This is a genomic window from Fannyhessea vaginae DSM 15829, from assembly GCF_000159235.2.
GTDB classification, from domain to species: Bacteria; Actinomycetota; Coriobacteriia; order Coriobacteriales; family Atopobiaceae; genus Fannyhessea; species Fannyhessea vaginae.
In genome coordinates, this window is the sequence record NZ_ACGK02000001.1 from 862,500 (window position 1) to 887,407 (window position 24,908).

Sequence of the window (24,908 nt, forward strand, 5' to 3'; positions counted from 1 at the left end):
CAACACTCACCCACATATATTGTTTAAAGTTGCAACATCTTGCACAACGTTTCCAACGAGAAGCTCAGGATGATTTTGAATGTAGGCACTAAGATCGGTTTCTGCACGAAGGGCGTAGGCTTTGTATCTATCTACTTTTGATTTAATTCTATGCTCAAGCACAGGCATAAGACCAAAATTAACATGCATCGGCTGATAGGTGCTTGTTTGAGGATTGGTTGCATAAGCTACAAGAGAGCCAAACGCACCCGTAACAGGTAGCTGTATAGAAGGATGATCCATAAGTTCGCAATAGGTATTAAGAGCTGCAAACAAACCAGAAGCTATAGCCTCTGTATATCCTTCTGTTCCTGTAATTTGCCCAGTAAGACGTATCTTGGTATGCGGAATCTTAAACGTAGTATCCAGGCATTTTGGAGCATCGACAAAAGAATTTCGGTGCATAACTCCATAACGGAAGAATTCTGCTTCTTCAAGGCCTGGAATCATACGAAACACACGCTTTTGTTCTCCCCAAAGCAAGTTTGTTTGGAAACCCACAAGATTATAAGCCGTTCTTTGAGAGTTTTCACTTCGCAATTGGCACACGGCATACGGTCTTGTAAATGCTGCACCAGAAGTATTAATGTGCAAATGGGGATGGTTTTTTGGATACGAAATTCCAACGGGTTTTAAGGCTCCAAAGCGCAGGGAATCAACGCCTGTTCTTGCAACTTCTTCAACAGGTTGACATGCCGAAAAAAGGTCTTTTTGCTCAAAGTCTTTTGAAATAGCTCGCTTTGCATTGATAAGCTCATGATAAAAGGCAAGATATCCATCCTTGGTAAACGGGCAGTTAAGATAGTCACCTTGTGCAGCTGATTGAGTGTCACAAGCGCAACTGTGCGCATACCGAGATTGCTTAAAAACAAGGTCAAAATTTATACTTTCGACGTCAACAATAGGAGCAGCAGCGTCAAAAAACGATAATGATGAAGAGCCAAGATAAGAAATAAGCTGATTAAAAAGAGCGTCAGAACAAAGAGGGCCAGCAGCAATAACTACGTTTCCTTGAGGAATGTCAACTACTTCTTGATGATGTATTGTTATAAAGGGATTTTGTTCAAGCGCACACGTGACCAAACGCGAAAAAACGTCGCGATCAACTGCCAGTGCCCCGCCAGCTGGAACTTGAGCTTGAAAAGCAAACTTCACCAGATATGAGCCCAACATTGAAAGCTCATGCTTTAATAAGCCCGCTGCGCTTTCTAATTTAAGACTCTTTAAAGAATTAGAACAAACAAGTTCTGCAAAGTTAGGACTATGATGAGCAGGGCTCATTTTTGAAGGTTTCATATCATAGAGATCAACATAGATGTGTCGAGCCGCAAGCTGCAAAGCACATTCGCTACCAGCTAGACCTGCTCCTATGATAGTTACGCGCGGTTCCATGTGTACCTTTCTCAAAATGAACTTATAAACTCATATCTTATGTATATAAGTTTAGCGTAAATTATTCCCAAGAAGAGAACCTACAAGCTATCTTCGCTCTTTTTCCCATAGTATAGATACGCTTGAGTCGTTGGGGAAAATCGACCATCAATTAAGCGTTTAACTAAACCTTGTGCTTCAAAATCGCCCAAGGTAGAAAGAATCGTTATAATCTTTTCGTCGAGCTGTTGCGCTAAATCGTCTGCACGCATAGGATTTGCAAATAATGCAGACATAATTTTACCTAAATGCGGCTTGAGAGATTCAAAAGTTAAACGTAGCGAATTGAAATCCAAACTAATGCGCTCCTCAAGATCTTTTTCTGAGGTGATAATCGCCGCTCCGTTGGCAATAAGTGCATTCGTACCATTTGAAAGTGGAGAAAAAATTGAACCTGGACAAGCATACAACATACGATTTAATTGAACGGCAGTTTCGGCAGTGCTCATTGTACCCGACTTATGATTTGCTTCACAGATAATAAGCACACGCGACAAAGCAGCAATGATCTTATTTCTTTTTGGAAATGCATAACGCTTTGGCGAAGATCCCCAAGTTTCAAGCGCAACAACACAACCTCTACCATCTTTTGCTTCTTCAAAAATGTCTTTTGACGAGGATGGATATACTTTATCGGCTCCACATCCCGAAACGATACAAATACTCCCCTTTGCATCAAGCGCAGCACGCAAGGCAGCGTAATCACAGCCTTTCGCACCACCTGAAACTACTGTTAAACCGCACTCCGCAGAAATACGTCCTGCGAGCTGTGCTAATGATTTTCCATAAGGTGTGGCATCGCGAGCTCCAATAATAGATATGCACGGTTTTTGTAGAACATCTGGATTACCTATTCCATACAAACGCTGCGGAGGATGCTCAAGGTCGTGTAGGGCACAAGGATAGTACGAATCTGCGTCCGTAAGCTCCCAACGTGCAGTATATGTATTCTGCACATGCGTACATGACAAAGCCATGTTGCACTCAGGCATACACACTTGTTGCGTTACTTGTGGCTCTATGGCGGCAGATAAGTTATTATCTATGTTCACACATCTTCTCATAAACTCCCTTTTCTATTCCTTAGCATACAAGCTTCCAGCATGTCCTCAACTTCAACGCGTTCATGTTCTGCCAAGTCTGCTATCGTTCGAGCAACATGTACAATACGCGACAAACCCCTACCCCCAAGTCCTGTTCTCAATGCTATTTGGTTAAGTTTAGATTTAGCTTCAGGCGACAGAGCTTCACGCGCAATACCTTTATTTTTTGATTGGTTGCCACCTGATTTTTGATCCATAACAGACGAAGCGCGCGAACATGCGCCACCTAAAGCGTCTTGTAGTTTCTCTTCACGTTGAGCTCTAAACGCACGAGCTTTTTCCACCATTGCTTGCATTTGGGCAGATGATAGACCTTGTACTCCATTAAGTATTTTTTGCGGTGAGGGACGTTGTATATCAATACACATATCGATACGATCAACTAAAGGTCCACTCAGCTTAGATTGATACTTTAAAATTTTTGCCTCGGTGCATACGCATTCATGATCACTATCACCTAAATATCCGCAGGGGCAAGGATTTGCAGCAGCAATAAACATAAACTTACCAGGAAAAACATACACTCCTTCTGCGCGAATAAGACGTACCTCACCTTCCTCAAACGGTTGGCGTAAGGTTTGTAACACATTCGAGGCAAATTCTGGTAATTCATCAAGAAAAAGTACACCCGTATGAGCAAGCGATATTTCTCCAGGTAAAACTGGCCTTCCCCCACCTATAAGCCCTGCAGTTGATATAGAATGATGCGGCGCTCTAAAAGGTGGAATTCCTTGAGAAAGCAAGTCTAAAGGAAGTCCTGCTACCGAGTGAATAAGCAAAGCTTCGTCTTTCTGTGCAACACTTAAATGCGGAAGAATCGAAGGGATACGTTGCGCAAGCATCGTTTTACCTGCACCTGGCGGTCCTATCATCAACAATCCATGATTGCCTGCTGCGGCTATCACACATGCACGTTTTGCAGCTTCTTGGTCTATGACATCTATAAAATCATAGGTATGAACAGGTTGGCTTAGGCGTTTTTTAAGAACCACCGCACTTGTATCGCTACATTTTCCCATAAGCCAAGGAATACCATTTATAAATTCGCTTAGACGCTGACAGTAAAGCGTATGCTTGGTATGAATATCGTTTACACTTAAAGCTGAACAAACCACCATTTTATGTAAAGCGCGCGCTAACTTATAATATGCCATATACCCTCGTATAGGACACACGCTTCCATCCAAGGCAAGCTCACCTATAAATAGACACTTTTCAATATCGGCTAAAGGCATCGAGTGCGTTAGATAGAGCAGTGCCACCGCAATTGGTAAATCAAATCCAGCTCCCGTTTTTCTTATCTCACCGGGTGAAAGATTGATAGTAATATGTTTTCTGGGTAAATTAACGCCTATGCTTTTAAGCGCACAGCGCACGCGAGAGCGAGATTCTAAAACCGATATATCAGGATTTCCCACAAGCGTTATCCCAGGAATACCACTTGAAGTAGAAACTTCAACTTTAACTGGAATTGCCTCTATTCCTCGCAGCATAGCCGTGTGAATGGTAACAGCCTCACTCATAAAGCCCGTCCCATTCAAATGCAGACTGTATATGTCTTAGCTGAGCATGTGAATCATCCAATATTGCCAACGCAATAACATCAAAACGTATGTTTTCGCACATAGGATAAGCAGTGTTATAACTACGAGCCAAGGCAATATAGCGCGATTGTTTTTGTTTATCAACAGCAATCTCGGGAAAGAGCTCCCCTGATTTGTTTTGCAAGCGTGTTTTTACTTCAACAAAAACGGTCTCATCACCTTTTGAGGCAATGATATCAACTTCACCATCTGCGCATTTCCAATTACGATCCAAAATTTCAAAGTCCTGCCGTTCTAAAAAACAACAGGCAAGATTTTCACCCAACGCGCCAAGTTCCTTGCTATTTAAAGTGTTAACTGCGGACTTGCGCGGAGTATCAACCGATTCGTTGGTTTTTTCTTTTGTCTGTCTCTTATTGCGTTTTGTAGTTTTTTTCTTGTGTGGTGCACAAGACTCGATAGGATCCGCTGAAGCTATCCTTGATTCAAAATGTTCCTTCATGCTGCCTTCTTTCCTGAAGCTTTGCCTAAAGGAAATTTTGAACCTACAAACATGCACAAAACTTGGCGCTAACTTGCAAAAAGCATATTTGTAGATAACTTAAAAAAATACTCGTAACAAAAGGAAAAATCGCATTACATAGATTCTTAAGCAACTGTAAAATGTTTACAGAATGATTTACGATGCACAGGGCTTAAACCATAGGTTTTAATCGCATCAATATGTGCTTTGGAACCATAACCTTTATTTTCAGCAAAATGATATTGAGGATAACACACATCCAAATCTTGCATAAGACGATCACGAGCAACCTTTGCAACTATTGATGCGGCAGCAATAGAGGCAATACGGCTATCACCTTTTATCAGCGTTTTCTCTTTGGGATGTGCGTGAATAGGATTGCCATCAATCAACACACAATCTGGTTCAACACCAGTTTGCAAAATAGCACACTTCATGGTTTCGCGTAGGCATGAAACAATACCAAATCTGTCAATATCCTCAGGACTTGTAAATGCAATTCCAACCGCACGAGCATGCGCGCGAATTTGTGTATCTAGGCGCTCACGTTCCAAAGAGGTAAGTTTCTTTGAATCGTTAAGACCCCAAATGTGAGGCTCTTGGGGAAGAATCACCGCAGCTACTGCCAAAGGTCCAGCAAGAGGGCCGCGTCCGACTTCGTCAACACCCATGATGGTGCCAACGCCACCCAATTCCTCTTGAAGCACATACATACTATTAACACGAGCGCGCTCCTTGCACGCAAGGTCATAGCGCTTGGTTGCTCTTGTAACTGCTGCTTGTACGCTCTTGCGCTCGTCATGTGCATAGCGCTCAATTACCGCATTGAGCTCCTCAAAAGGAGTCTCGCGCAGAACGGTAATAATATCTGAACATGTGAGTGTCTTTGTTTTACGCGCACCCTGTTCAATTTGTGTGTGAGATGTTACATTATCCATGATAAGCTTTCATGACGAACCTGGTACCTGGTACCTGGTACGCAATACATAAAGGGATAGACAAATTTTCGCGCTCATACCAATATAAAATATAGGCGATAACAAAAAAAGCCACCCGAAGGTGACTTTTCATGAGGCTTAGCTTAGCGTTTCTCGCGAATGCGTGCTGCTTTTCCAACACGATCACGTAGATAGTAAAGCTTAGAACGATTAACGTCACCATGACGTACAACCTCAAGCTTTGCAATCTTGGGTGAGTGAAGCGGGAACGTACGCTCAACCCCTACACCAAAGCTCATTTTACGAACAGTAAATGTTTCACGCGCGCCTGCACCGCTCATACGGATAACGTCGCCTTGAAACACCTGTTCACGCTCACGTTCACCCTCTTTAATACGATAGTGAACTTTAACATTGTCGCCAGGAATTACGTGTGGCAAATCTTCACGTATTTGCTGACGCTCAAGTGCTTGAATGTAATCCATTACACATCCATTCTCTAGAGGTGCCGACACATGTGAACGACACATAGCTATACATACAAACTGAAATACTACCGCACAATTTGGGTTCAAACACGATAAAACTTAAAAGCTACAGAAACCTTCGCAATATGCACATGTTACCATGATAGACGCGTACGTAAAATGTGTGCATTCTTACACAACACAGTTCGATGAAACACAGTTATCTACGTACTTGTTGTTTTAAGATATAAGGCTTAATACGTTGTTCAACGAACGATATACCTTGTACAGAAATGAATGCAAAAAACAATGAAAGCGCACAGCTTAAAAGAGCAACACCGTACCAAGAAATTCCAACAAAGAAATGTGCTACCAGTTGCTCGGTAGGAAATCCCCACAAAAAGATACTATATGAATAATCATGCTTCTGGCTGAAGTGCTCAAAAATGGGTTTTGTTCCCCATCCTCCCCATATGGTAAGGTAAGGAAAGAAAAGTAACATAGCAGCTAAGTCATGACCAAACAAGATGAGAAGAACACACAAAAGACAAGTCGCTAAACATAAACGGTGATCTAAAGGTACTTTATCTCTGTAAACCCAAATTTGAATACCAATATAAAACTCAAGTAATGCTCTGACAAAACTAAGCATCGTATAGGATCCAAACAAATAGTAAAGAAGTGCAATTACCACAACAGCAACGTTGAGAGCACGCATGTATGTGTGCTTAAAATGCGTGAGCTTATAAAGGCCAAAACAAAAGAGGTAACATATAAACTCTGCGGTAATTGCCCAAAGAGATGCATTTACCACATGGGGATACGGATTGTTCTCAAAGACTCCCGGTAAAGCATGTATGGGAATAAGACAAATATTCAGCAGATAGCGGTAGGTATCAGCAGATGTAACGTACGCTTCAAAAGAATACGTAGTGACACATAATCCCAGTATAAAAACTGAACAAAGCACGCAAAAAATTAACTCGGGGAATATACGCAATAGGCGGTTTTTGAAAAACTTCCTGACAGAAGAATGAGTTTCACAACTTTTTGCAATAAGAATCCCACTGATAAGAAAGAAAAACGCAACAGCAATACCACCGATACTTAAACGATTTTGCGTAATAACGTCTAAAGGAGTGCCAAGAGCGCCTGATCCTTCACTTACCGTAAAGGAATGCGAAAAAATAACAGAAAATGCAGCTATAAAACGTAAAAAATTAAGATTATTATGCCGTGTAAGCACACGCGTATTAAAAGGCAGATCTTGCATATATCAGTAATCCATATCTTTATATCGTCCCAGTTAAACTAGAAGGTGGAACAAAAAAAACGGTACAACCTTCATACAAAGATTGTACCGAATTTACACATCTGCTAACGAATGTGCACAGAATCAAAAGAACTGAACACTTTGCACGGTATAATACGCTCTATGTGAACAACAGCAACTATTTAACCTGTGCAGGTCCGCCATTAGAATTGATCTTAGCCTGCGCTCCTGCCAAACGAGCAATAGGAACACGATAAGGCGAACAGGATACATAATCTAATCCAAGGTCATAATACATCTGGATAGATTGAGGATCTCCTCCGGTCTCACCACATACACCACACACGATAGTTGGATTAGCTTGGTGACCACCCTTAACAGCTACATCAACCAATTTTGCAACACCTGAATCAAGCGTTTCAAATGGGTTACTCTTCAAGATCTTTTTATTAAGATATTGAGGAATGAATGCAGACTCAACGTCATCACGTGAGAAACCAAATACCGTTTGAGTAAGGTCGTTGGTACCAAAGCTAAAGAAGTCTGCATATTTACCAATCTCATCTGCTGTTACAGCTGCACGAGGAAGCTCAATCATACATCCAACAGGAATGTGGAGTTCAACACCTTCTGACTCGGCAACAGCCTCAACAACATCTTCAATTTGGCTGCGTACAAGCTTAAGCTCTTCAACGGTAGAAATAAGTGGAACCATGATTTCAGGACATGGATTGAATCCTTCTTTTTTAAGACGTGCAGCAGCTCCTGCAATAGCACGAACTTGCATGTCGTTAAGCTCGGGGTACACAATACCCAAACGGCAACCACGAAGCCCCAGCATAGGGTTAGCTTCTTGGAACGAATCAAGACGAGCAAGATGTGCACGCATAGCTTTAAGAGTAGTGTCGTGCTCACCGCGTGCTTCAGCATGTGCAAGCTGTACAGCCACCGCACGTGGATCATCCAAGAACTCGTGCAGAGGTGGATCAAGCAAACGAACGATAACATTTCTGCCGTCCATAGCTTTAAACATACCAACAAAGTCTTCGGTTTGAACACGAAGGAGCTGACCTAAAGCTTGCTGCTTTGCGCCATCGGACTCAGCCAAAATAAACGACTGAATAATTTGTTTACGCTCGCCCAAGAACATGTGCTCAGTACGATCCAAACCAATACCATCGGCTCCAAAATCAACAGAGAGTTGTGCGTCCGCTGGATTGTCGGCATTGGTACGAACACCGAAGATGCGGCCACGAGATGCATCACGGCGGACATCATCTGCCCACTCAAGAATGGTTTCAAGGTCTCCCGTAAGCTCGGGACGAGTTAGAGGAACCTCTCCGAGAATAATATCACCTGTTGTTCCGTTAATAGAAATGATATCGCCCTCATGAAGAACTACACCAGTACCACTAATTTCTACCTGCTTGGCTTTTGCATCAATACGAAGTGCCTCTGCACCACAGACACAAGGTGCGCCCATACCACGTGCAATTACAGCTGCATGCGAAGTTTTTCCACCATGAGAAGTTAAAATACCTTCTGCCGCAACCATACCACGCAGGTCATCTGGAGTAGTTTCCCAACGTACAAGAATGCAAGGCTTCTCGATATTGTGATAGTGAACCGCAGCATCAGACGAGAATACAACAGCACCTACCGCAGCACCAGGTGAGGCATTCATACCTTTAGCAATGACATCAACTTTTGCTTTTGGATCAAATTGTGGGTGAAGCAGTTGGTCAAGTTGCTCGGGCGCAACACGCATAATTGCTTGCTCACGAGTAATACGTCCCTCATCGACCATTTGAATGGCAACACGAAGCGCAGAAAGGGCGGTACGTTTACCAACACGAGTTTGCAGCATCCAAAGTTTGCCTTGTTCAATGGTAAACTCGATATCCATCATGTCGGCATAGTGATCTTCCAAGATCTCAAAAACATGGAACAGCTCTTTACCAGCTTCTTTAAGTGCAGGAACTTTTACCAAATCGGCAATAGGCTCGGTATTACGAATACCTGCAACAACGTCTTCACCTTGTGCATTAATAAGGAAGTCACCGTAGCGCTCGTTGGTACCATCGGCAGGATTACGCGTAAAAGCAACACCAGTTGCAGATGTTTCACCTTTATTACCAAAGACCATAACCTGCACGTTAACAGCAGTACCAAGATTATCATCGATCTTATTTTGCTTACGATAAATGCATGCACGCTCATTCATCCAGCTTCCAAATACAGCTTGCTCAGCAAGACGAAGTTGGAGATATGGATCTTGTGGGAAGGAAGCTTTGCCATCAGGCGCAACCTCAGGATGAGCTTGAGAGTCAACGTTTTTAGCGAAGATCGACTTAAAAGTCTGTGTAAGATCTTTAAGATCTTCTGCATTAAGTTCGGTATCTAAGCGAACGCCTTTTTCTTCCTTTTTCTCATTGATAGCCTCTTCAAACAAGTCACCATCAATACCCATAACAACGTTAGAAAACATCTGAACAAAACGACGGTAAGAATCCCATGCAAAACGTTCGTTATTAGTTTGCTTAATTAAACCTTGAACAGAAACATCGTTAAGACCAAGGTTCAAAACAGTATCCATCATACCAGGCATCGAAAAAGGAGCACCTGAACGTACTGAGACAAGCAGTGGATCTTGTGGATCGCCAAGTTTTTTACCCATGCGACGTTCAAGATCTTTACGAGCAACATCGATCTCATCCAAAACACCTGCTGGCCAGGTATTGTTATGTGTAGCATACGCAACACATGTTTGGCAGGTAATAGAAAATCCAGGAGGAACAGGAAGACCAATATTTGCCATCTCGGCAAGATTGGCACCTTTACCACCGGTTATCCATTTTGCTTCATTAACAGAAGCACCGGCAACTTCGGTAACGTTATTACCGTTTTCGTCATTACCAAAACGGTATACGTGTTTTTCAGCCATAAAACACCCCTCATTTCGCCTGTTCTTACACATCGTTATTTGACGTGTTTCTTCCTAACCTTTATACGTTTATGTGCTGATATATAATCTGCACGAGCATATAAACTGTTTATGTAACAAAGTTCATTGTACTTATTACACAACAAAGACCTTTGTCTGTTCGACAAGTGGAGTATTTTTTTCTGTAAATAAATCTATGAATACAAAATGTATAAATTACGCTATACTAAGAAGTGATTTCGCAATTTTTCCCTTAAAAATCCTTGCACAACATGCATATGTGCTTTTACGTAGGTCTAATAACCTCTAAATTTTACAGCTGTTTTTTATGAACAAGTGAGCGAATAAAATCAATCTCGGGCATATGAAACACCCAAGCAAACCCAAATGTAACTACAAGTGCAGGTATACCAGACAGTATGAGTACACCAAGCACTAACGCTAAACTAACAGTCGAGCGTGAGTCATATAACAAAGCACCATAACCACTCAACCAAAAAATAATTCCTCCAACCACAGCGCCCGCAAGACCACACATGAGCGAACGCACACAGGATAGAATAAATGACAAAAGTGAAAGTTCATGCAGTCTTGCAAAAAGCATAATGAAGGTAAGGATATCCACAACTACAAACATCACTGAGCTTGATAGAGCAACCATGCACAGTCCAAAAAGCGGCGTAAGGTATATGCAAAATGCTACCTGAATAAGTGATGCTACAAGAGTAGAAAATGCGTAATATTTCATGGTGCGAAGAGATGAGCAAATTTTTTGCAAATACATACATACACCGTACGCAGGTAAACTAACCGCTAATCCTGCCAAATATAAAGCGGTATCTTGTAGTTGTTGCGGATTAAATTTTCCTGCAGCCATAAGGTGGACAAGGGGTAATGCATACATAATAAGAAACAAAGAAAACGGTATCATTAAAAACAAGATTTTTTGCGTGCCCGTTTGTATACCTGCGCAATATGACCTCATATCATGTTTTGCAATATCATATGAGAGCTCGGTAAACATAGCTGTAGTTATAGGTACTGCAAGAATTGCATAGGGCAGGGTATACCAAAGACGTGCATAAAATGCTATGGATGCACCCTCGGCGCACACTGAAAGAGCTGAGCTTGTTTGCACGGATACCGTTACAAATGATCCAACCATAACAACTAAAGACGGAATGCCTATGGAAAGCGTATCTTTAAGTGCAGGATCTTTAAGATCAACGTGAAAACGCAAACGAATACCTTGCTTAATAAGAGAAGGAATTTGAAGCACAACTTGAATTAAAACACCAAGTGGATTACCAAGGGCTAATATAATAAGCGCTGCTACAGGGTATGAATTTACCAAAAATGCATAGGCTAAAAACGATGCAATCGTTACAAAGTTATTGAAAATAGGCGCCGCACTACTCCAAAAATAGTCACGTTCGGCGTTAAGAATACCTGAAAAAATAGAGCTCAATGCATAAAGCAATACTTCGATAACAAAGAACTTAAAGAAATATACAGCTAAAGCTGTATCAAAATCGCTTCGTGCTGAAAATGACTGAGTATAAACTACCTGCCCTGCAAAAATAAAACCAATGACGGTAACCGCCGCCATAAGAATAGCAACTATAGATGTTAAATTAGAAGCATATTCACTGGCATGGTGTATCCCCGATTTCTTTTTAACGCTTAAATATACGGGAAGAAAAGCAGTTACGAGCATTCCGCCAATTACCAATTCATAAAGCTGATTGGGCAAATTGTTAGCTACAGAATAGCAACTTGCAATAACAGTAGCACCTAGTGCATATGCCTGAGCCCAAGTTCTAATAAAACCTGTTATTCTACTTATAATAACGAGCACGCTGATGAGCGCCGCGCTTTTCCCAAGTTGCTGCTCTCGGTTTTGGGAGCTTACATCAGAAGAAGACTGCTTGTATGTTTCCATATAAACCTTTCAAACATATAAACCTTATAACATCAGTATCTAAAACATAAAGATCTATATGCACAAATAATCAAAATGCATCTGTCATGCTTATGCTTTTAACGCATCGTGACAAATATCTTCAAAATGGAACTGAAAATGCGTTTGTAAATCACGTGGATTAAGTTTAAGCGTAATACCACGTTTGCCGCCAGAAATCGTAATAAGATCAAACAATAATGCTGTTTCATCGATAATGGTATAAAATTCTTTTTTCATGCCAATAGGGCTACATCCACCGCGAATATAACCTGTAAGAGCTTCTAGATCTTTGACATGCACCATTGACAGAGATTTTTCTTGCGAAACTTTTGCAGCCTTCTTAAGATCAAGCTCTGCATTGACGGGAATACAGCATACAACATAGGAAGAGCCGCCATGAGTAGTAACCAACGTTTTGAAGGACGCGTCAACTTCGTTGCCTAATGATTGAGCAATACGCACGCCAACACCTGTTGAGGTATCTTCGTTGTGTGCATCATAGGTTTGAACGGTGTAACTCACGCCTTTTGTATCAAGTTCACGCATGGCATTTGTTTTTTGCACACGCGGCTGTTTTGTATGCTTCATCCAACGTCTTTCTATCTAACAAGAAACAGAAAAATCCATATGCAATTCCTACAATTCAGATTTCATTATAATACGCGAATACGTTCTTCATCTCATTTGCGAAAGTATCGCGTAAGAAATTATGCTTGGGCAGGTAAAACTCTTTTTAGATAGAGTCCTGTATAACTTTTATCACAGGCCGCAAGCTCTTCGGGCGTACCTGTTGCGATAACGTTACCACCACGCGCTCCTCCTAAAGGACCTAAGTCGATAAGATAATCAGCAACTTTGATAACATCTAAATTGTGCTCGATAATAACCACGGTATTGCCAGCATCTACCAATTTTTGCAGTACCTCAATAAGCATGCGCACATCCTCAAAATGCAAACCCGTTGTAGGTTCGTCCAAAATATAAAACGTTTTTCCCGTTTGCTGACGGTGTAATTCGCGAGACAGCTTAACACGCTGCGCTTCCCCACCAGAAAGCGTTGTTGCACTTTGACCTAAGTGAATATAGCCCAAACCAACATCATAGAGTGTTTGCAGTTTCCGCGAAATCTTGGGAATTGACGCAAAAAAGGCAAGAGCTTCGTGAACAGTCATGTCTAACACATCGCTTATAGATTTTCCTTTATAGCAAATCTCAAGCGTTTCGCGATTATAGCGCCTGCCATGGCAAACTTCACAAGGAACATAAACATCGGGTAAAAAGTTCATCTCAATTTTGAGTTGTCCGTCACCTTTGCATGCCTCGCACCTTCCGCCTGAAACGTTAAACGAAAACCGTCCAGCACTATAACCACGCGCACGACTATCGGGAAGAGAAGCAAACAGGGCGCGCAAATCGTCCCATAGTCCAATATAGGTAGCAGGATTAGAACGAGGGGTTCGACCAATAGGCGACTGATCTATATTGATAACTTTATCTATATAGGATTTATGCAGGCTATCATAGAGGCCCGAAAAACTTTTATACGCCCCTATACGCTGTTTTGAATGGTTGATTTCATGCGCTAAAAGCGGTGCTAAGGTATCTGTAACCAAAGAAGATTTGCCTGAACCCGAAACACCCGTTACAACGGTAAATGTTCCATACGGTATTGACACCTCTATGTTTTGTAAGTTATTTTCGGCAGCACCTGAAAGCGTAAACGCATGGCCTGTACCTGTTCGGCGCAGGCGTGGTACAGCAATTTTTCGTCGACCCACAAGATAGTCTGCCGTCAGCGAATGCTTTGCACGCATAATTTGTGAGGGCGTACCCTGAGCAATTACGTCTCCGCCCAACTCGCCTGCACCTGGTCCCATATCAATTACATAATCGGCAGCACGAATAGTATCTTCATCATGCTCAACCACAATTACGGTATTACCCTGATCGCGAAGCTGTTTAAGCGTAGTGATAAGACGATCGTTGTCTTTTTGATGAAGACCAATTGAAGGCTCATCCAAAATATAAAGCACGCCTGTTAATCCCGATCCAATTTGCGTTGCAAGGCGAATACGTTGCGCTTCCCCACCAGAAAGAGTAGACGCACTTCGTGCAAGCGTAAGGTAATCCAAGCCAACATGTACCATAAATTCAAGTCGTGTACGAATTTCTTTAAGAAGCGGACGGGCAATCGCAGAAAGTCGCTCGTCAAAATGAAGCGACTGCACAAAGGACAGAGCCTCAGCACATGAAAGGTCACAAAGTTGCTGGATATTTTTATCACCAACAGTAACCGCCAAGTATTCGGGCTTAAGACGAGCACCTTTACACGTTGTGCAGGGAACTTCTTTAATAAATTTTGCAAAATGCTGCTTCATAGTTTCAGAGGTAGTTTCTTGATACTTATCAAAAAGCACATCACAAATACCTGGAAAAGTTGTTTTCCACTCGTTAATGCGACCATCTTTTGTGTGATATCTAACAGGAATTTCCTGTGATCCTAACCCATAGAGCAACGCATGCTGACACGAATCTGACAAGTCTTTATACGGAGTTGCGGATGAGGCACCCATAAAATTACAAACAGCATCGAGGATCTGAGAATAATAATTTGAGCGCGCAAGAACACCACCAAAAACGCCTTCTGCAACCGATAACCGTGGATCTTCGATAATTGCATCAACATCAATGGATCGCTTACTTCCAAGCCCATCACAATCTGGACATGCACCATAAGGAGCATTAAATGAAAAATCTCGTGGTTGGAGCTCATCTATAGAGTGTCCATGAACAGGACAAGCCAGAGCTAATGAAAATTGCGCCTCAAATGCACTCTCATTCTTTGTCGTATCTGCATGTTGACCCGTCTGCTCACGCGCTTCTAAGACATAAAAAATAACGCGACCAGCGGATAACTTGGTAGCATTCTCACATGCTTCAGCAATACGAACCCGACTCGTTGTGCGTAAAACCAAACGATCAACCACAACGTCTATAGTGTGTTTTACCTGCTTCTTTAAGGAAATATCGTCGTCAAGCAGCATAAAAGTGCCGTCAATACGAACACGAGAAAAACCCTCGCGCCTTAAATCATCTAACAACTTAGTAAACTGTCCTTTTTTACCTATAACAACAGGTGAAAGGACATATGCACGTCGGTTAGGTGCTTGTTCAAGAATGCGGTCGATAACTTCGTCAACGGTTTGTTTTTTTATCACGCACCCACACTCAGGACAATGTGCACAACCAAGTCGCGCATATAACAGACGTATATAATCATAAATTTCGGTAACAGTTCCAACGGTAGAACGAGGATTATGACCGGTTGTCTTTTGATCTATACAAATTGCCGGAGAAAGGCCTTCGATAGAATCTAGATCGGGTTTATTCATACGACCTAAAAACATGCGCGCATAGCTCGACAAAGACTCAACATAACGCCGTTGGCCTTCCGCATAAATGGTGTCAAATGCAAGACTTGATTTTCCTGAACCTGACAGTCCCGTGATAACAACCAATTTATTGCGAGGGATGGTGAGTGAAATATTTTTTAGATTGTGTTCACGCGCGCCCTTAATCGAAATTACCCTGTCACTCATCAATATGCTCCCATGTTAAGCTGACTACCAAAATTCTATCTCAAAATTAATCTTAATGATATCAAGGATACCCATGTTTTGGCGCGGCTTACATGTGTTTATCTGTTTGAGGTAAAAAGACCGACCAATCAGGAGTTGCTGATAAAATGGTACCTACAAATATAGCAATGCAACAGATAATACTCATAAGATTAGGCATAGTAGCTGCATACAACGATGAAAAAATGAGAGCCCATGCGCAATAAGAAATATTGCAAGCCATCGCGCGTGCAGCACCTGTAACATCGATTGCTTTATAGTAAAACAAATACGACAAAGCACCTGCGACACCTGCGCCTATAACAAATATGCTGGCAGGTGCAACTGACATCTGTGCGACAAAACCCCATGCACCAACTAAAGGCAGCACAATTAAAGCGTAGGTAAGACTGGAAGTAAGCTCATGAATTAAAAGCGCTACATCGCAATCTAGATCTTGGGTAGACTGTAGCCCCCATGAGGCAAAAACAGCACCAGAGCCCCATGCAAGAACACAGATAAATGCTGCTGCAACACCAATAATCGTGTTTCCTTCAGCTGAACCTTGTGCGGTTTGTAAGCCTACCATAATAACACCTGCAAGCGCCACAAAAAGGGCAACAAGACGTTGAGTATTCATTGATTCCTTAAGGAAGAATACCGCAAGAAATGTACCAACCGCGGGATAAAATGCCGAGATAATTGCAGTTGGTGCCGGTCCTATATTGTTGATACTCGACATATACGCATTCATGCCAACAGGGCCGCTCATAAGAGCACCACAACATATGATGAGAGCTCCTTTTGTACGCAATGCCTGCAAAAACTGAGAAAATTTTCCGCGCGCAACAACAAGTGTAATCAAAACTAACACACTTATAATGTCGTGAACAGCCGCACACACCAAAGCCGCGTCAAGGGCACTATTAAACGGATGATACAAAAATGCAATACCTAAAATACAGGTATCTAAACCCCATAAGATACCGCTTAAAAGACCAAATTTCATATATGTCTCCCCTGCTTATGCCTAAGCACTCATGCATTCATAGCATCTAGGTATTCAAGAATACGAATATTGCAATGACTAGTTTTGCCAAGTTGGAGCAATGCCGCTTTCATACCAAGTTAAAATTTTATCGATATATTCGCTGGCATAGCGGTAGTAAATATAGAGCCACACATCAACATTTTCGCCTTCGGCCTCTTTTTCAAGCGACCAAATATACCAGCACCAGCCTGCAAAAATAACGTACGCCCAAAAATGTCGACGCTCTTTATCCGAAGCTTTTCTCCCAAAATAATAATCAATACATCTATTGGCACGTTCTTCGTCAAGCGAGCAGCATACACAAAATGTCCCAAAGTCATTGGCAATATCTGACATTCCTGCATATTCCCAGTCGATAAGCGTCATGGTGTCATGTTCGTCTAACAAAAGGTTAAGCATATAGAAGTCATTATGTGAAATGCATAAAGGATACCCATCAGCCTCTGTATACGATTTAAGTAAGGTTACTTTTTCTTTTAATTCATCGTAACCATAAATATCAATAGGTCCATGCTCTTTAAGAAGCTGCTCGTAGTGCAAACCTTCATCAAAGAAATCAAAGTGACGAGCAAGTTGTGCCGAGCTATCATGAAGCGTTCTACACATCTGCATAGCACGTTTAAGCTGCGCATCATCGGTTGGATCAAGTGCACGCGCGTTGGGTATAAAACGCGAAATTTTCCAACCCTTTTGTTCATCTTCATAGATAAATGTAGCGTCAAGCCCTAATTCGCGAGCTTTAAGAAGCGCCGCGCGCTCGCTTGTTCTATCGATCATTTTATCGGTACCAGCGCCTGGATGACGATACACATATTCTTTACCGCACACCGTAAAATGACAAGACAAATTGGTAAGACCCTGCTTAAGTGGATAAAATCCACCAATATCTTGTTTTGTGCACGAAAGAGTTTTACAAATATTATCAAATACCTCAGAGTCAACATTTTCCAAAAAATGAGGATCAAACGATCTTAAATCCTCAAGTGAGTCAAATTCTTTAATGTCGTCACTCGAATACAATTTTGAAACCATGGACAATTCTTTAAGATGATCAACATAAATATCCTCCCAAAGTTTATCTGCAGTCTCGGGTTTCGGGTATTCTGCCTGCAAAATATCAACAAATTTTTGTGAAAAAGCCGTATCAAAATACACATGACCAAGCATAATATCACTGTTATGACCACCAATAGTGACCTTGGTAATACGCCCTTGTGCCCCTGTTGTTACGCACCATTCATTTGTATCACCATCTACATGTTGCGTTGCGTAATATGCTCTGTAGACATAGCGCTCAAAGGGGTTTATAACAAAGTAATTATCAGAGGAACAAATAAAGGTGTTACTCAGGCGATCTTTGACATGCCATAAGGTTGAGTTATTATTGCGTGTTGCATAATCAGGATTCACTATAATATCCACGCCATATTTTTGTGCAAGATAGAAAAAACATTCCTTTTTATAGCCAACAACAACCGTAATATCTGAGATACCCTTTTCGAGCAGTTGCTTAATTTGGCGCTCAATAAGGACTTCGCCCTTAACTTTAAGAACACCTTTAGGACGTTCGTAGGAAATGGGTGCAAAACGAGACGATAAACCAGCCGCCATAATAATTGCATTGTGGACTTGGTAGGGCTTTAATGCAGCGCGACCCTTTTCACTTAGACGTCCATCTACAAGATATCCATCACGTTTTGCCTGCGTATATGCCGTATTTACTGAACCTAATGACATGTGTGTTATTTCGCAAAGCTCACGCTGGGTATAGAGCTGCTGGGAGCTTCCTTGCGCGCGCAAAATATAAAACATAGCTCTACTAAGACTCATCATCTGTCCTTTACAACTACGATACCAACATGGTATCCATGCGTAACGCTCTCTTGCGTTCATTTTTTAAGTATAGTTATAATTAATTGAACGTTCAATTATTTTATAGAGCAAACATAATCTGAACACAAAGAGGCCTGGATACGGAAGCAGGTCATAGTTGCATGATTTTACCGTGTCTTTGATCGATTGATCTGTTTCGTTTGTATAAATCCCGCAAGCGTAACGCATAGAAAAACAAGCGCTACGATTAACATCGCCGCGTCGTATATCATGACCGCACCACGAATTTTATAGGTACCTACCAATCCATATGCACAAAATGCAAACAAAGACGCAAGACCATACGCAGCAAAAATGTACTTTTGCATACGCATCGTTACTACAGCATAGTAAAGAATTATGCCACTTGCATTAAAAAGCCCACCAACAATGAGAAGCATAAGTTCAAGCTTATATGCTGCAAGTGGAACCCCATAAAGTGCACCAAGAACTTCGATTCCTAAAAACCATGCCGCCAAACAAGTTACAAATGTAGCCGCGCAAATTGCCATGAATCCTTTAAAAATGATCTGCGCAAAGTCTTTAATACGCGCTTGAGACCAGCACAGTGCCATATCGGTAAGAAGCGGCTTAAAGACAAAGCCACTTAAAAGATTGATAACTAAAGACGGCATAAATAAAATGGAATAGAGTGCCTGATAATCACGGGTTAAATACATATCTATTGCATATTTGGGAGCATTGGTGATATATACAAGAAAGAATGAGCCTATACAAAGTGGCAAACACGTCCAAAACAGTTTAAGTATGGACGCAGGCTTAAATGACGGACGAAGCGACACAAACTGTTGAGCAAAAGGAACATTGCAAAAGAAAAATGCAAACGCAGACAAAATAAAAGCGACGATACATGAGGAGCATAGATCTTTAGTGATAAACGCCGCGATACAAAAACCAAGCATACACGCAATAATACGTGCGAAAAACGCGCGCCCGGCAATGTCAAGTCTGCCTCTCTGCTGAAACATACCATGAAATACATCTTCAAACGCATCAAAGAGCTTAAGCAATGCTATCAACATAATGCTTAGTGCAACTGGTGTAATTCCATTCGTATAAAGTGTATATCCAACGATTACCACACACATAACAAGACAGCTTACGTAACGCGCGCCAAGGTATGTTGCAAACGAAAATCGTTCTTGAGAATCAGTTGCTTGGTAGGAGCGAATTTCAAAATGGCCAATCACTTGAAACTGTTGGGACAAGGCAAACGCAATCGCAAAAATACCCGCAGCTTCAAGACCTAAAATGCGTGTAGTCATAAGCAACAAAATTGCGCTGGAAAGTGCATTTGCTGCACTTCCCAGCGTATTCCATATATAATTTTTTCTCAGTTGTGCCTTACTTTGAGCTATTTCCACGCGTTATTCCTTAATGTCTTTATACGGTCCAAAGTCTAAACGAGACGGATAATGATTTTTTCGATCATTTTCGGGCGGTAATTGCATATAATCGCCAAATCCACGTCTGAGCATAACATCGTAAGCTTTAGGCAGATTAACCGTAATAGTTTCAAAGGGAGCACGGATAGCCGGATAAGCCTCCGCACGCGTTACCGCCCATGCATGAGGATCTCTGTCCATAAAATCAACGTAGGTTTCGCCTTGTTCATGTTCTGCCAGACGAGCATAATGCTCCCAACGTGCATGAATCCAGCGAGGCGAAACATGAAAAATTTTCATTGCCCAATGAGCCAGATAGCACACGACCAACACTAAACCTTTAAGCGGCTGAGAAAGCTGAACATGAGGTGCGGGCGTAGCGCGCAAAAAAGCGAGACGTGCAAAAAACCATGTCATACGTCTTTGACGCTCTAACGTACGCGGATCATTCGAGGGTTTATCCATTGCAAACAGTCCAATACCGATAGGATATTGAAAAGGACAATGTGCAAATTCCTCTGGAACGCAAAACGTATTCTTGAGTGAAAAATTAGCATTACAAGCAGGGAAAAACGGATCTGTTCTTCCGCTGACAAGCTCATAGGCTTCCCCCATTTCTTGTGGAGCCTCGCGCATAAAGCGTTCGTAGTCATCTCTAAAAAGGGCAATATCAACATCGTCATCCCAAGGAACAAAACCTTTATGGCGAACCGTACCAATTGCGGTACCACCATACACATAATAATCAATGTTCAGCTTTTGACAAATCCTATCAAATTCACCCAAAATCATCGTTGAAATGAGCTGAAGTTGTCTTAATTCATGAGGTTCATATTGTTTATACGACATCATACTTCCACTTCTGTAATAACCTGTAATAGTTATGTATGTACATAAGTTTTTTTGTTCATTTTATACTTTCAATTGTTATTATACTAGGTAAGTTTCTACAAAGCATAAAAGCAACCAAAGGAATACTGTGTATACATCTAACGACCATTGTTTTGTAATTTGCGCTTATAAAGATAGCCCCTATCTAGAAGATTGCATGCGCTCACTTAAAAACCAAAGTGTAACAAGTCGTGTGCTTTTAGTTACCTCCACGCCATCGCACACTATAGAACATCTTTGTTCACAATATGACATACCCTTTTATATTAATACCACCGATTCTCATGGCATAGGTGGCGACTGGAATTTTGCGTTATCACGTGCAACCACACAGCTTGTAACAATTGCACACCAAGACGACGTATATAAACCCCGTTATGTAGAAGAAATGCTTGCACATATAAATGCGGTCACAGATCCACTGCTGTATTTTTCGGGATACGCAGAGCTGCGCGGAACTACAGAAGTTTGTGACAATCGTCTGTTGGGAATTAAACGCCTCATGCTTATGCCGCTTCAATTACGTCCTTTAGCTCACCTCAAACTCATAAAACGCTTAATTTTAGCTTTTGGCAACCCTATTTGTTGTCCTGCTGTCACCTATGTTATGCATAAATTTACACGTCCTCTTTTTGAAACGAGCTATGGATCCAATCTTGACTGGCAAACATGGGAGTTTTTAAGTAGAAAACAAGGCACGTTTGTTTATAATCCAAAGCCACTTATGTGTCATCGAATCCATGAGGGCTCAGAAACATCTCGTTTAATTGAAAATAATAAACGCGAACAAGAGGACTTAAGCATGCTCAAACGTTTTTGGCCAACCTGCATTGCACGCGCCATCAACAAACTGTATGCACGAGGACAACAAAGTAACAAAAACTCGTAGTGCTATATTGTTGTCTTTGCCAATCGAATTATATGTCATACGTATTAATTTTTGGAGTCTACAACCTAAATCTGGGTTCGGAAGAATATAAGATGAGAATCAAAAACTCTTATTTCAATTGGAGGTTTGCACATGCCCGTTGCATCTATCATAATCCCATGCTATAACGCAAGTCTCTATATTTCTCAAACCATTGACTCGGCGTGCAAACAAACAGAACAAGACCTCGAAATTATCTGCGTTGATGACGGTTCTACCGATGACACGCTGTCTATTTTACACAAAAAAGCGGAACTAGACACCCGTATTAAGGTCTTCACACAACAAAATGCAGGTGAAGGACCTGCTCGCGAATATGGTCGAACGCAGGCTCACGGTCGCTGGCTTTATTTTCTTGACAGCGATGATCTTATGGAACCTACTCTCATTGAAAAAGCGGTCGCTCAAGGTGAGGCTACACGCGCCGATATGGTTATTTTTAAAACGCGTGAACTTGATAATCAAACAGGAGAGCTGCGCTCGTTTTACTGGTCGTTTGTTACCGATTGGCTCCAAGCACCTAAAGGAGTGAGCGAGTTAGTTGGAAAAACCGGCATTGATCGTATTGTATTAGATGGGATGAGCGGCGTATTTTCGCCACGCGAGCATCCAGAGCGTATCTTTAATTCCTTTCAAAATTGGGTCCATAACAAATTATTCAGAAAAAGTTTTGTTGACGCACGACATCTTGTGTTTCAGCCTGTACATAGAACTGCGGACCTTCTCTTTGTTTGCAGAGCGCTTGCCGAGGCGGATCGCATTGCGCTTCTTGACGAAGAACTTCACCAATATCGCGTTAATAACACCGCGAGTGCGCTGTTTACTAGCGATTCGTATCCCTTAGATTTTTATGAAGCATTTTGCGAGCTTAAAGATTCATTAGAAAAGCAAGGCACATGGACACTCTATAGAGATTCGTTTGTAAACTGGGTACAAGAAGGCGTTGCAATGAATCTTCAGCGTGCGCGTTCGTACGAAGGTTTTATGCAAATTGTTCATACCATGCGAGACGAAAATGGACTCGCGCGTTTAGGATTTTTGCAAAGCAGTAGAAGCACCGCAATAAATCCCGACCGCTGGGATAGATGTTATGCCATTTTGCATTCATCCACCGAGGAGCTTTTATTCCTCTACTTTTCGCTGGAGCGTGCCGAAGTTATGCGCACACAAACGCAAAACTCGCAACAACGCTTGGATATAAAACATGCCTATGAAACATGCCGTCCTATGCGTATTGGAAAAGCAGTGGCACGCGTTATCGATCGCCCTGGTATAAGCAATGCAGTACGAGTTCTTCATATAAAGAAACTATTTGGATTATAGTCCGAATAGGTCTTAAAAATGCAGCAAAACACAAGGTAGTGCGCACACGTTTCTAAAACGAAACTTTACTATCTCTTAAGAAAGGATGCGTTTTATCTTTTTCGGACAAAATAAGCTCTGATGGATCAAACGCTGTATCGCCTGATAAAGCAGGCCACTCAATGGCAATATCAGGGTCATTCCACATAATACCACCCTCATCACCTGGGTGATAGATGTCGTCACACTTATAACAAAATTCGGCCTCATCGCTCAAAACCAAAAAACCATGGGCAAATCCTTGAGGTATAAAAAATTGCGTATGATTGTCTTCAGAAAGAATAACGCCTTCCCATTGGCCATAGGTAGCAGAGTCTTTTCTTAAATCGACCGCTACATCAAAGACGCGGCCTTTTACCACGCGAACAAGCTTTGATTGCGGATGATGAATTTGAAAATGGAGGCCGCGCAAAACACCACGGCAAGATTTTGAGTGATTGTCCTGAACAAACTTGGTAGTAATACCTGCTTGTATAAAGTCGGGTTCTTTATACGTTTCCATAAAGAAGCCACGCTCATCGCCAAATATCTTTGTATTGATAATGAAAAGTCCATCAACTTTACTGCGATGAAAGACAAAATTTCCCTGTTCAATGCATGGTGATTCCATAGTAACTCCTTGATATAACCCGATGTATGAGCGCAGAGGCATTTACCTCTGGTGCGCTCACGAAACTCCTTTATTGTAACCCATAGAAAATGCGATAAACCTACTTGGCGTTTCTTCATAAATTCATAATAGATGAGCATACACGGCAAATTACACGTGCGTAAATAGTGTATACTCATGCATGTAAAAACACTTATGAGGAGTTTTATGTCAAAAATATTAGCAGTTGTTCCTGCTTACAATGAAGCCGCCTGTATAGAGCGAACTATTCGGGAATTAACGGCCAGTTGTCCTCAAATAGATTATCTCGTTGTAAACGATGGCTCAAAAGATGCAACCGCACTTATCTGCGAGCAGAACAAGTTTAATTACTTGTCTCTCCCCATTAACTGCGGGCTTACTGCAGGTTTTCAAACAGGTATGAAATATGCCTATCGGCATAACTATGATGCTGTTGTTCAATTTGATGCAGATGGACAACATATGCCCGACTATATTATGAGTATGTACGAATGCATGTGCGCTCAAGATGCCGACATTGTCATTGGTTCGCGTACCGGAGTTGATAAACCCACGGGCGCGCGCGGACTTGGATCGCGCCTTATTTCGGCGCTTATTCATCTTATAGCTCACATATCAATTCAGGATCCAACATCGGGGATGCGTATGTACAACAAAAAGCTTATACGCACCTACGCTCAAGCTTTTGACTTAGCACCAGAGCCCGACGCATTGGCATATTTTGCGCGACACGGTTATACCATTAAGGAAGTGCCCGTAAAAATGCGCGAACGACAAGGCGGCCAAAGCTACTTTGATATTGGTCATATCATTTCATACATGAGTCGTACCTGCATGTCTATCGTTTTATTTCAGTGGTTTAGATAACCTAAAACTTAAGCAAAAATATGCATGAAGTGGTACATACACTTATTGTATAAGGGAG

General features: G+C 41.7%; 19 protein-coding genes. 3 read left to right on the forward strand and 16 right to left on the reverse strand.

Features of this window, described 5'->3' with window-relative positions:
* Nucleotides 1-6: 6 nt before the first annotated feature.
* From trmFO to HMPREF0091_RS03855, 15 genes are all read right to left on the reverse strand, one after another.
* Nucleotides 7-1,431 (reverse strand): methylenetetrahydrofolate--tRNA-(uracil(54)-C(5))-methyltransferase (FADH(2)-oxidizing) TrmFO, encoded by a 1,425-nt coding sequence (gene trmFO, locus HMPREF0091_RS03785; RefSeq protein ID WP_006302941.1) that lies wholly within the window; start codon nucleotides 1,429-1,431, stop codon nucleotides 7-9.
* Between the two features lie 80 nt (nucleotides 1,432-1,511).
* Entirely contained in the window at nucleotides 1,512-2,534 is a 1,023-nt protein-coding gene (locus HMPREF0091_RS03790) for a DNA-processing protein DprA (RefSeq protein ID WP_006302942.1), read from the reverse strand.
* The gene (locus HMPREF0091_RS03795) at nucleotides 2,531-4,096 is read right to left on the reverse strand and encodes a YifB family Mg chelatase-like AAA ATPase (protein WP_006302943.1); all 1,566 of its coding nucleotides are present in this window, start codon (nucleotides 4,094-4,096) and stop codon (nucleotides 2,531-2,533) included. Before HMPREF0091_RS03795 ends, HMPREF0091_RS03790 begins: the two co-directional genes overlap by 4 nt.
* Nucleotides 4,089-4,619 carry a YraN family protein gene (locus HMPREF0091_RS03800; RefSeq protein WP_006302944.1) on the reverse strand — a complete coding sequence of 177 codons (531 nt, stop codon included), beginning with the start codon at nucleotides 4,617-4,619 and terminating at the stop codon, nucleotides 4,089-4,091. The genes HMPREF0091_RS03795 and HMPREF0091_RS03800 overlap by 8 nt, the downstream gene beginning before the upstream one ends.
* A 146-nt stretch (nucleotides 4,620-4,765) precedes the next feature.
* A complete protein-coding gene (locus HMPREF0091_RS03805) occupies nucleotides 4,766-5,578 on the reverse strand; it encodes a ribonuclease HII (protein WP_006302945.1) in 813 nt (270 codons plus the stop codon).
* Between the two features lie 143 nt (nucleotides 5,579-5,721).
* A complete protein-coding gene (rplS, locus tag HMPREF0091_RS03810) occupies nucleotides 5,722-6,063 on the reverse strand; it encodes a 50S ribosomal protein L19 (RefSeq protein WP_006302946.1) in 342 nt (113 codons plus the stop codon).
* A 202-nt stretch (nucleotides 6,064-6,265) separates the two neighbouring features.
* Nucleotides 6,266-7,318: an acyltransferase family protein gene (locus HMPREF0091_RS03815; protein ID WP_006302947.1), complete on the reverse strand. Its 1,053-nt coding sequence runs from the start codon at nucleotides 7,316-7,318 to the stop codon at nucleotides 6,266-6,268.
* A gap of 178 nt (nucleotides 7,319-7,496) precedes the next feature.
* Nucleotides 7,497-10,262, reverse strand: a complete 2,766-nt coding sequence (gene ppdK, locus HMPREF0091_RS03820) for a pyruvate, phosphate dikinase (protein WP_006302948.1) — start codon at nucleotides 10,260-10,262, stop codon at nucleotides 7,497-7,499.
* A gap of 313 nt (nucleotides 10,263-10,575) precedes the next feature.
* The gene (gene murJ / locus HMPREF0091_RS03825) at nucleotides 10,576-12,204 is read right to left on the reverse strand and encodes a murein biosynthesis integral membrane protein MurJ (protein WP_006302949.1); all 1,629 of its coding nucleotides are present in this window, start codon (nucleotides 12,202-12,204) and stop codon (nucleotides 10,576-10,578) included.
* A 90-nt stretch (nucleotides 12,205-12,294) separates the two neighbouring features.
* Nucleotides 12,295-12,813: a Cys-tRNA(Pro) deacylase gene (ybaK, locus tag HMPREF0091_RS03830; protein ID WP_006302950.1), complete on the reverse strand. Its 519-nt coding sequence runs from the start codon at nucleotides 12,811-12,813 to the stop codon at nucleotides 12,295-12,297.
* Between the two features lie 119 nt (nucleotides 12,814-12,932).
* Nucleotides 12,933-15,824, reverse strand: a complete 2,892-nt coding sequence (uvrA, locus tag HMPREF0091_RS03835) for an excinuclease ABC subunit UvrA (protein WP_006302951.1) — start codon at nucleotides 15,822-15,824, stop codon at nucleotides 12,933-12,935.
* Nucleotides 15,825-15,912: 88 nt separating this feature from the next.
* Nucleotides 15,913-16,851, reverse strand: a complete 939-nt coding sequence (locus HMPREF0091_RS03840) for a DMT family transporter (RefSeq protein WP_006302952.1) — start codon at nucleotides 16,849-16,851, stop codon at nucleotides 15,913-15,915.
* Nucleotides 16,852-16,929: 78 nt separating this feature from the next.
* Nucleotides 16,930-18,723 (reverse strand): phosphotransferase, encoded by a 1,794-nt coding sequence (locus HMPREF0091_RS03845; RefSeq protein WP_010242179.1) that lies wholly within the window; start codon nucleotides 18,721-18,723, stop codon nucleotides 16,930-16,932.
* Between the two features lie 170 nt (nucleotides 18,724-18,893).
* Nucleotides 18,894-20,150 carry a lipopolysaccharide biosynthesis protein gene (locus tag HMPREF0091_RS03850; RefSeq protein ID WP_006302954.1) on the reverse strand — a complete coding sequence of 419 codons (1,257 nt, stop codon included), beginning with the start codon at nucleotides 20,148-20,150 and terminating at the stop codon, nucleotides 18,894-18,896.
* Nucleotides 20,151-20,153: 3 nt separating this feature from the next.
* Nucleotides 20,154-21,020, reverse strand: a complete 867-nt coding sequence (locus HMPREF0091_RS03855) for a LicD family protein (RefSeq protein WP_010242183.1) — start codon at nucleotides 21,018-21,020, stop codon at nucleotides 20,154-20,156.
* Between the two features lie 130 nt (nucleotides 21,021-21,150).
* Between HMPREF0091_RS03855 and HMPREF0091_RS03860 the strand changes: the two genes are divergently transcribed.
* Nucleotides 21,151-21,951 carry a glycosyltransferase gene (locus tag HMPREF0091_RS03860; RefSeq protein WP_006302956.1) on the forward strand — a complete coding sequence of 267 codons (801 nt, stop codon included), beginning with the start codon at nucleotides 21,151-21,153 and terminating at the stop codon, nucleotides 21,949-21,951.
* A 132-nt stretch (nucleotides 21,952-22,083) separates the two neighbouring features.
* Nucleotides 22,084-23,313: a glycosyltransferase family 2 protein gene (locus HMPREF0091_RS03865; RefSeq protein ID WP_006302957.1), complete on the forward strand. Its 1,230-nt coding sequence runs from the start codon at nucleotides 22,084-22,086 to the stop codon at nucleotides 23,311-23,313.
* A gap of 52 nt (nucleotides 23,314-23,365) precedes the next feature.
* Here HMPREF0091_RS03865 and rfbC read toward each other — a convergent pair whose 3' ends face one another.
* Nucleotides 23,366-23,962 carry a dTDP-4-dehydrorhamnose 3,5-epimerase gene (rfbC, locus tag HMPREF0091_RS03870; RefSeq protein WP_010242189.1) on the reverse strand — a complete coding sequence of 199 codons (597 nt, stop codon included), beginning with the start codon at nucleotides 23,960-23,962 and terminating at the stop codon, nucleotides 23,366-23,368.
* Between the two features lie 207 nt (nucleotides 23,963-24,169).
* Here rfbC and HMPREF0091_RS03875 point away from each other — a divergent pair, with 207 nt between their 5' ends.
* Nucleotides 24,170-24,850 carry a glycosyltransferase family 2 protein gene (locus HMPREF0091_RS03875; RefSeq protein WP_010242192.1) on the forward strand — a complete coding sequence of 227 codons (681 nt, stop codon included), beginning with the start codon at nucleotides 24,170-24,172 and terminating at the stop codon, nucleotides 24,848-24,850.
* The last annotated feature ends 58 nt before the right edge of the window (nucleotides 24,851-24,908 follow it).

What these genes read in the sequence shown, in the direction of transcription:
- HMPREF0091_RS03805 (WP_006302945.1), bottom strand. Translation starts at nt 5,578, where the DNA reads ATGGATAATGTAACATCTCACACACAAATTGAACAGGGTGCGCGTAAA.
- HMPREF0091_RS03800 (WP_006302944.1), bottom strand. Translation starts at nt 4,619, where the DNA reads ATGAAGGAACATTTTGAATCAAGGATAGCTTCAGCGGATCCTATCGAG.
- murJ (WP_006302949.1), bottom strand. Translation starts at nt 12,204, where the DNA reads ATGGAAACATACAAGCAGTCTTCTTCTGATGTAAGCTCCCAAAACCGA.
- HMPREF0091_RS03815 (WP_006302947.1), bottom strand. Translation starts at nt 7,318, where the DNA reads ATGCAAGATCTGCCTTTTAATACGCGTGTGCTTACACGGCATAATAAT.
- trmFO (WP_006302941.1), bottom strand. Translation starts at nt 1,431, where the DNA reads ATGGAACCGCGCGTAACTATCATAGGAGCAGGTCTAGCTGGTAGCGAA.
- HMPREF0091_RS03865 (WP_006302957.1), top strand. Translation starts at nt 22,084, where the DNA reads ATGCCCGTTGCATCTATCATAATCCCATGCTATAACGCAAGTCTCTAT.
- uvrA (WP_006302951.1), bottom strand. Translation starts at nt 15,824, where the DNA reads ATGAGTGACAGGGTAATTTCGATTAAGGGCGCGCGTGAACACAATCTA.
- ybaK (WP_006302950.1), bottom strand. Translation starts at nt 12,813, where the DNA reads ATGAAGCATACAAAACAGCCGCGTGTGCAAAAAACAAATGCCATGCGT.
- HMPREF0091_RS03845 (WP_010242179.1), bottom strand. Translation starts at nt 18,723, where the DNA reads ATGAGTCTTAGTAGAGCTATGTTTTATATTTTGCGCGCGCAAGGAAGC.
- HMPREF0091_RS03875 (WP_010242192.1), top strand. Translation starts at nt 24,170, where the DNA reads ATGTCAAAAATATTAGCAGTTGTTCCTGCTTACAATGAAGCCGCCTGT.
- HMPREF0091_RS03855 (WP_010242183.1), bottom strand. Translation starts at nt 21,020, where the DNA reads ATGTCGTATAAACAATATGAACCTCATGAATTAAGACAACTTCAGCTC.
- HMPREF0091_RS03840 (WP_006302952.1), bottom strand. Translation starts at nt 16,851, where the DNA reads ATGAAATTTGGTCTTTTAAGCGGTATCTTATGGGGTTTAGATACCTGT.
- rfbC (WP_010242189.1), bottom strand. Translation starts at nt 23,962, where the DNA reads ATGGAATCACCATGCATTGAACAGGGAAATTTTGTCTTTCATCGCAGT.
- rplS (WP_006302946.1), bottom strand. Translation starts at nt 6,063, where the DNA reads ATGGATTACATTCAAGCACTTGAGCGTCAGCAAATACGTGAAGATTTG.
- HMPREF0091_RS03795 (WP_006302943.1), bottom strand. Translation starts at nt 4,096, where the DNA reads ATGAGTGAGGCTGTTACCATTCACACGGCTATGCTGCGAGGAATAGAG.
- ppdK (WP_006302948.1), bottom strand. Translation starts at nt 10,262, where the DNA reads ATGGCTGAAAAACACGTATACCGTTTTGGTAATGACGAAAACGGTAAT.
- HMPREF0091_RS03790 (WP_006302942.1), bottom strand. Translation starts at nt 2,534, where the DNA reads ATGAGAAGATGTGTGAACATAGATAATAACTTATCTGCCGCCATAGAG.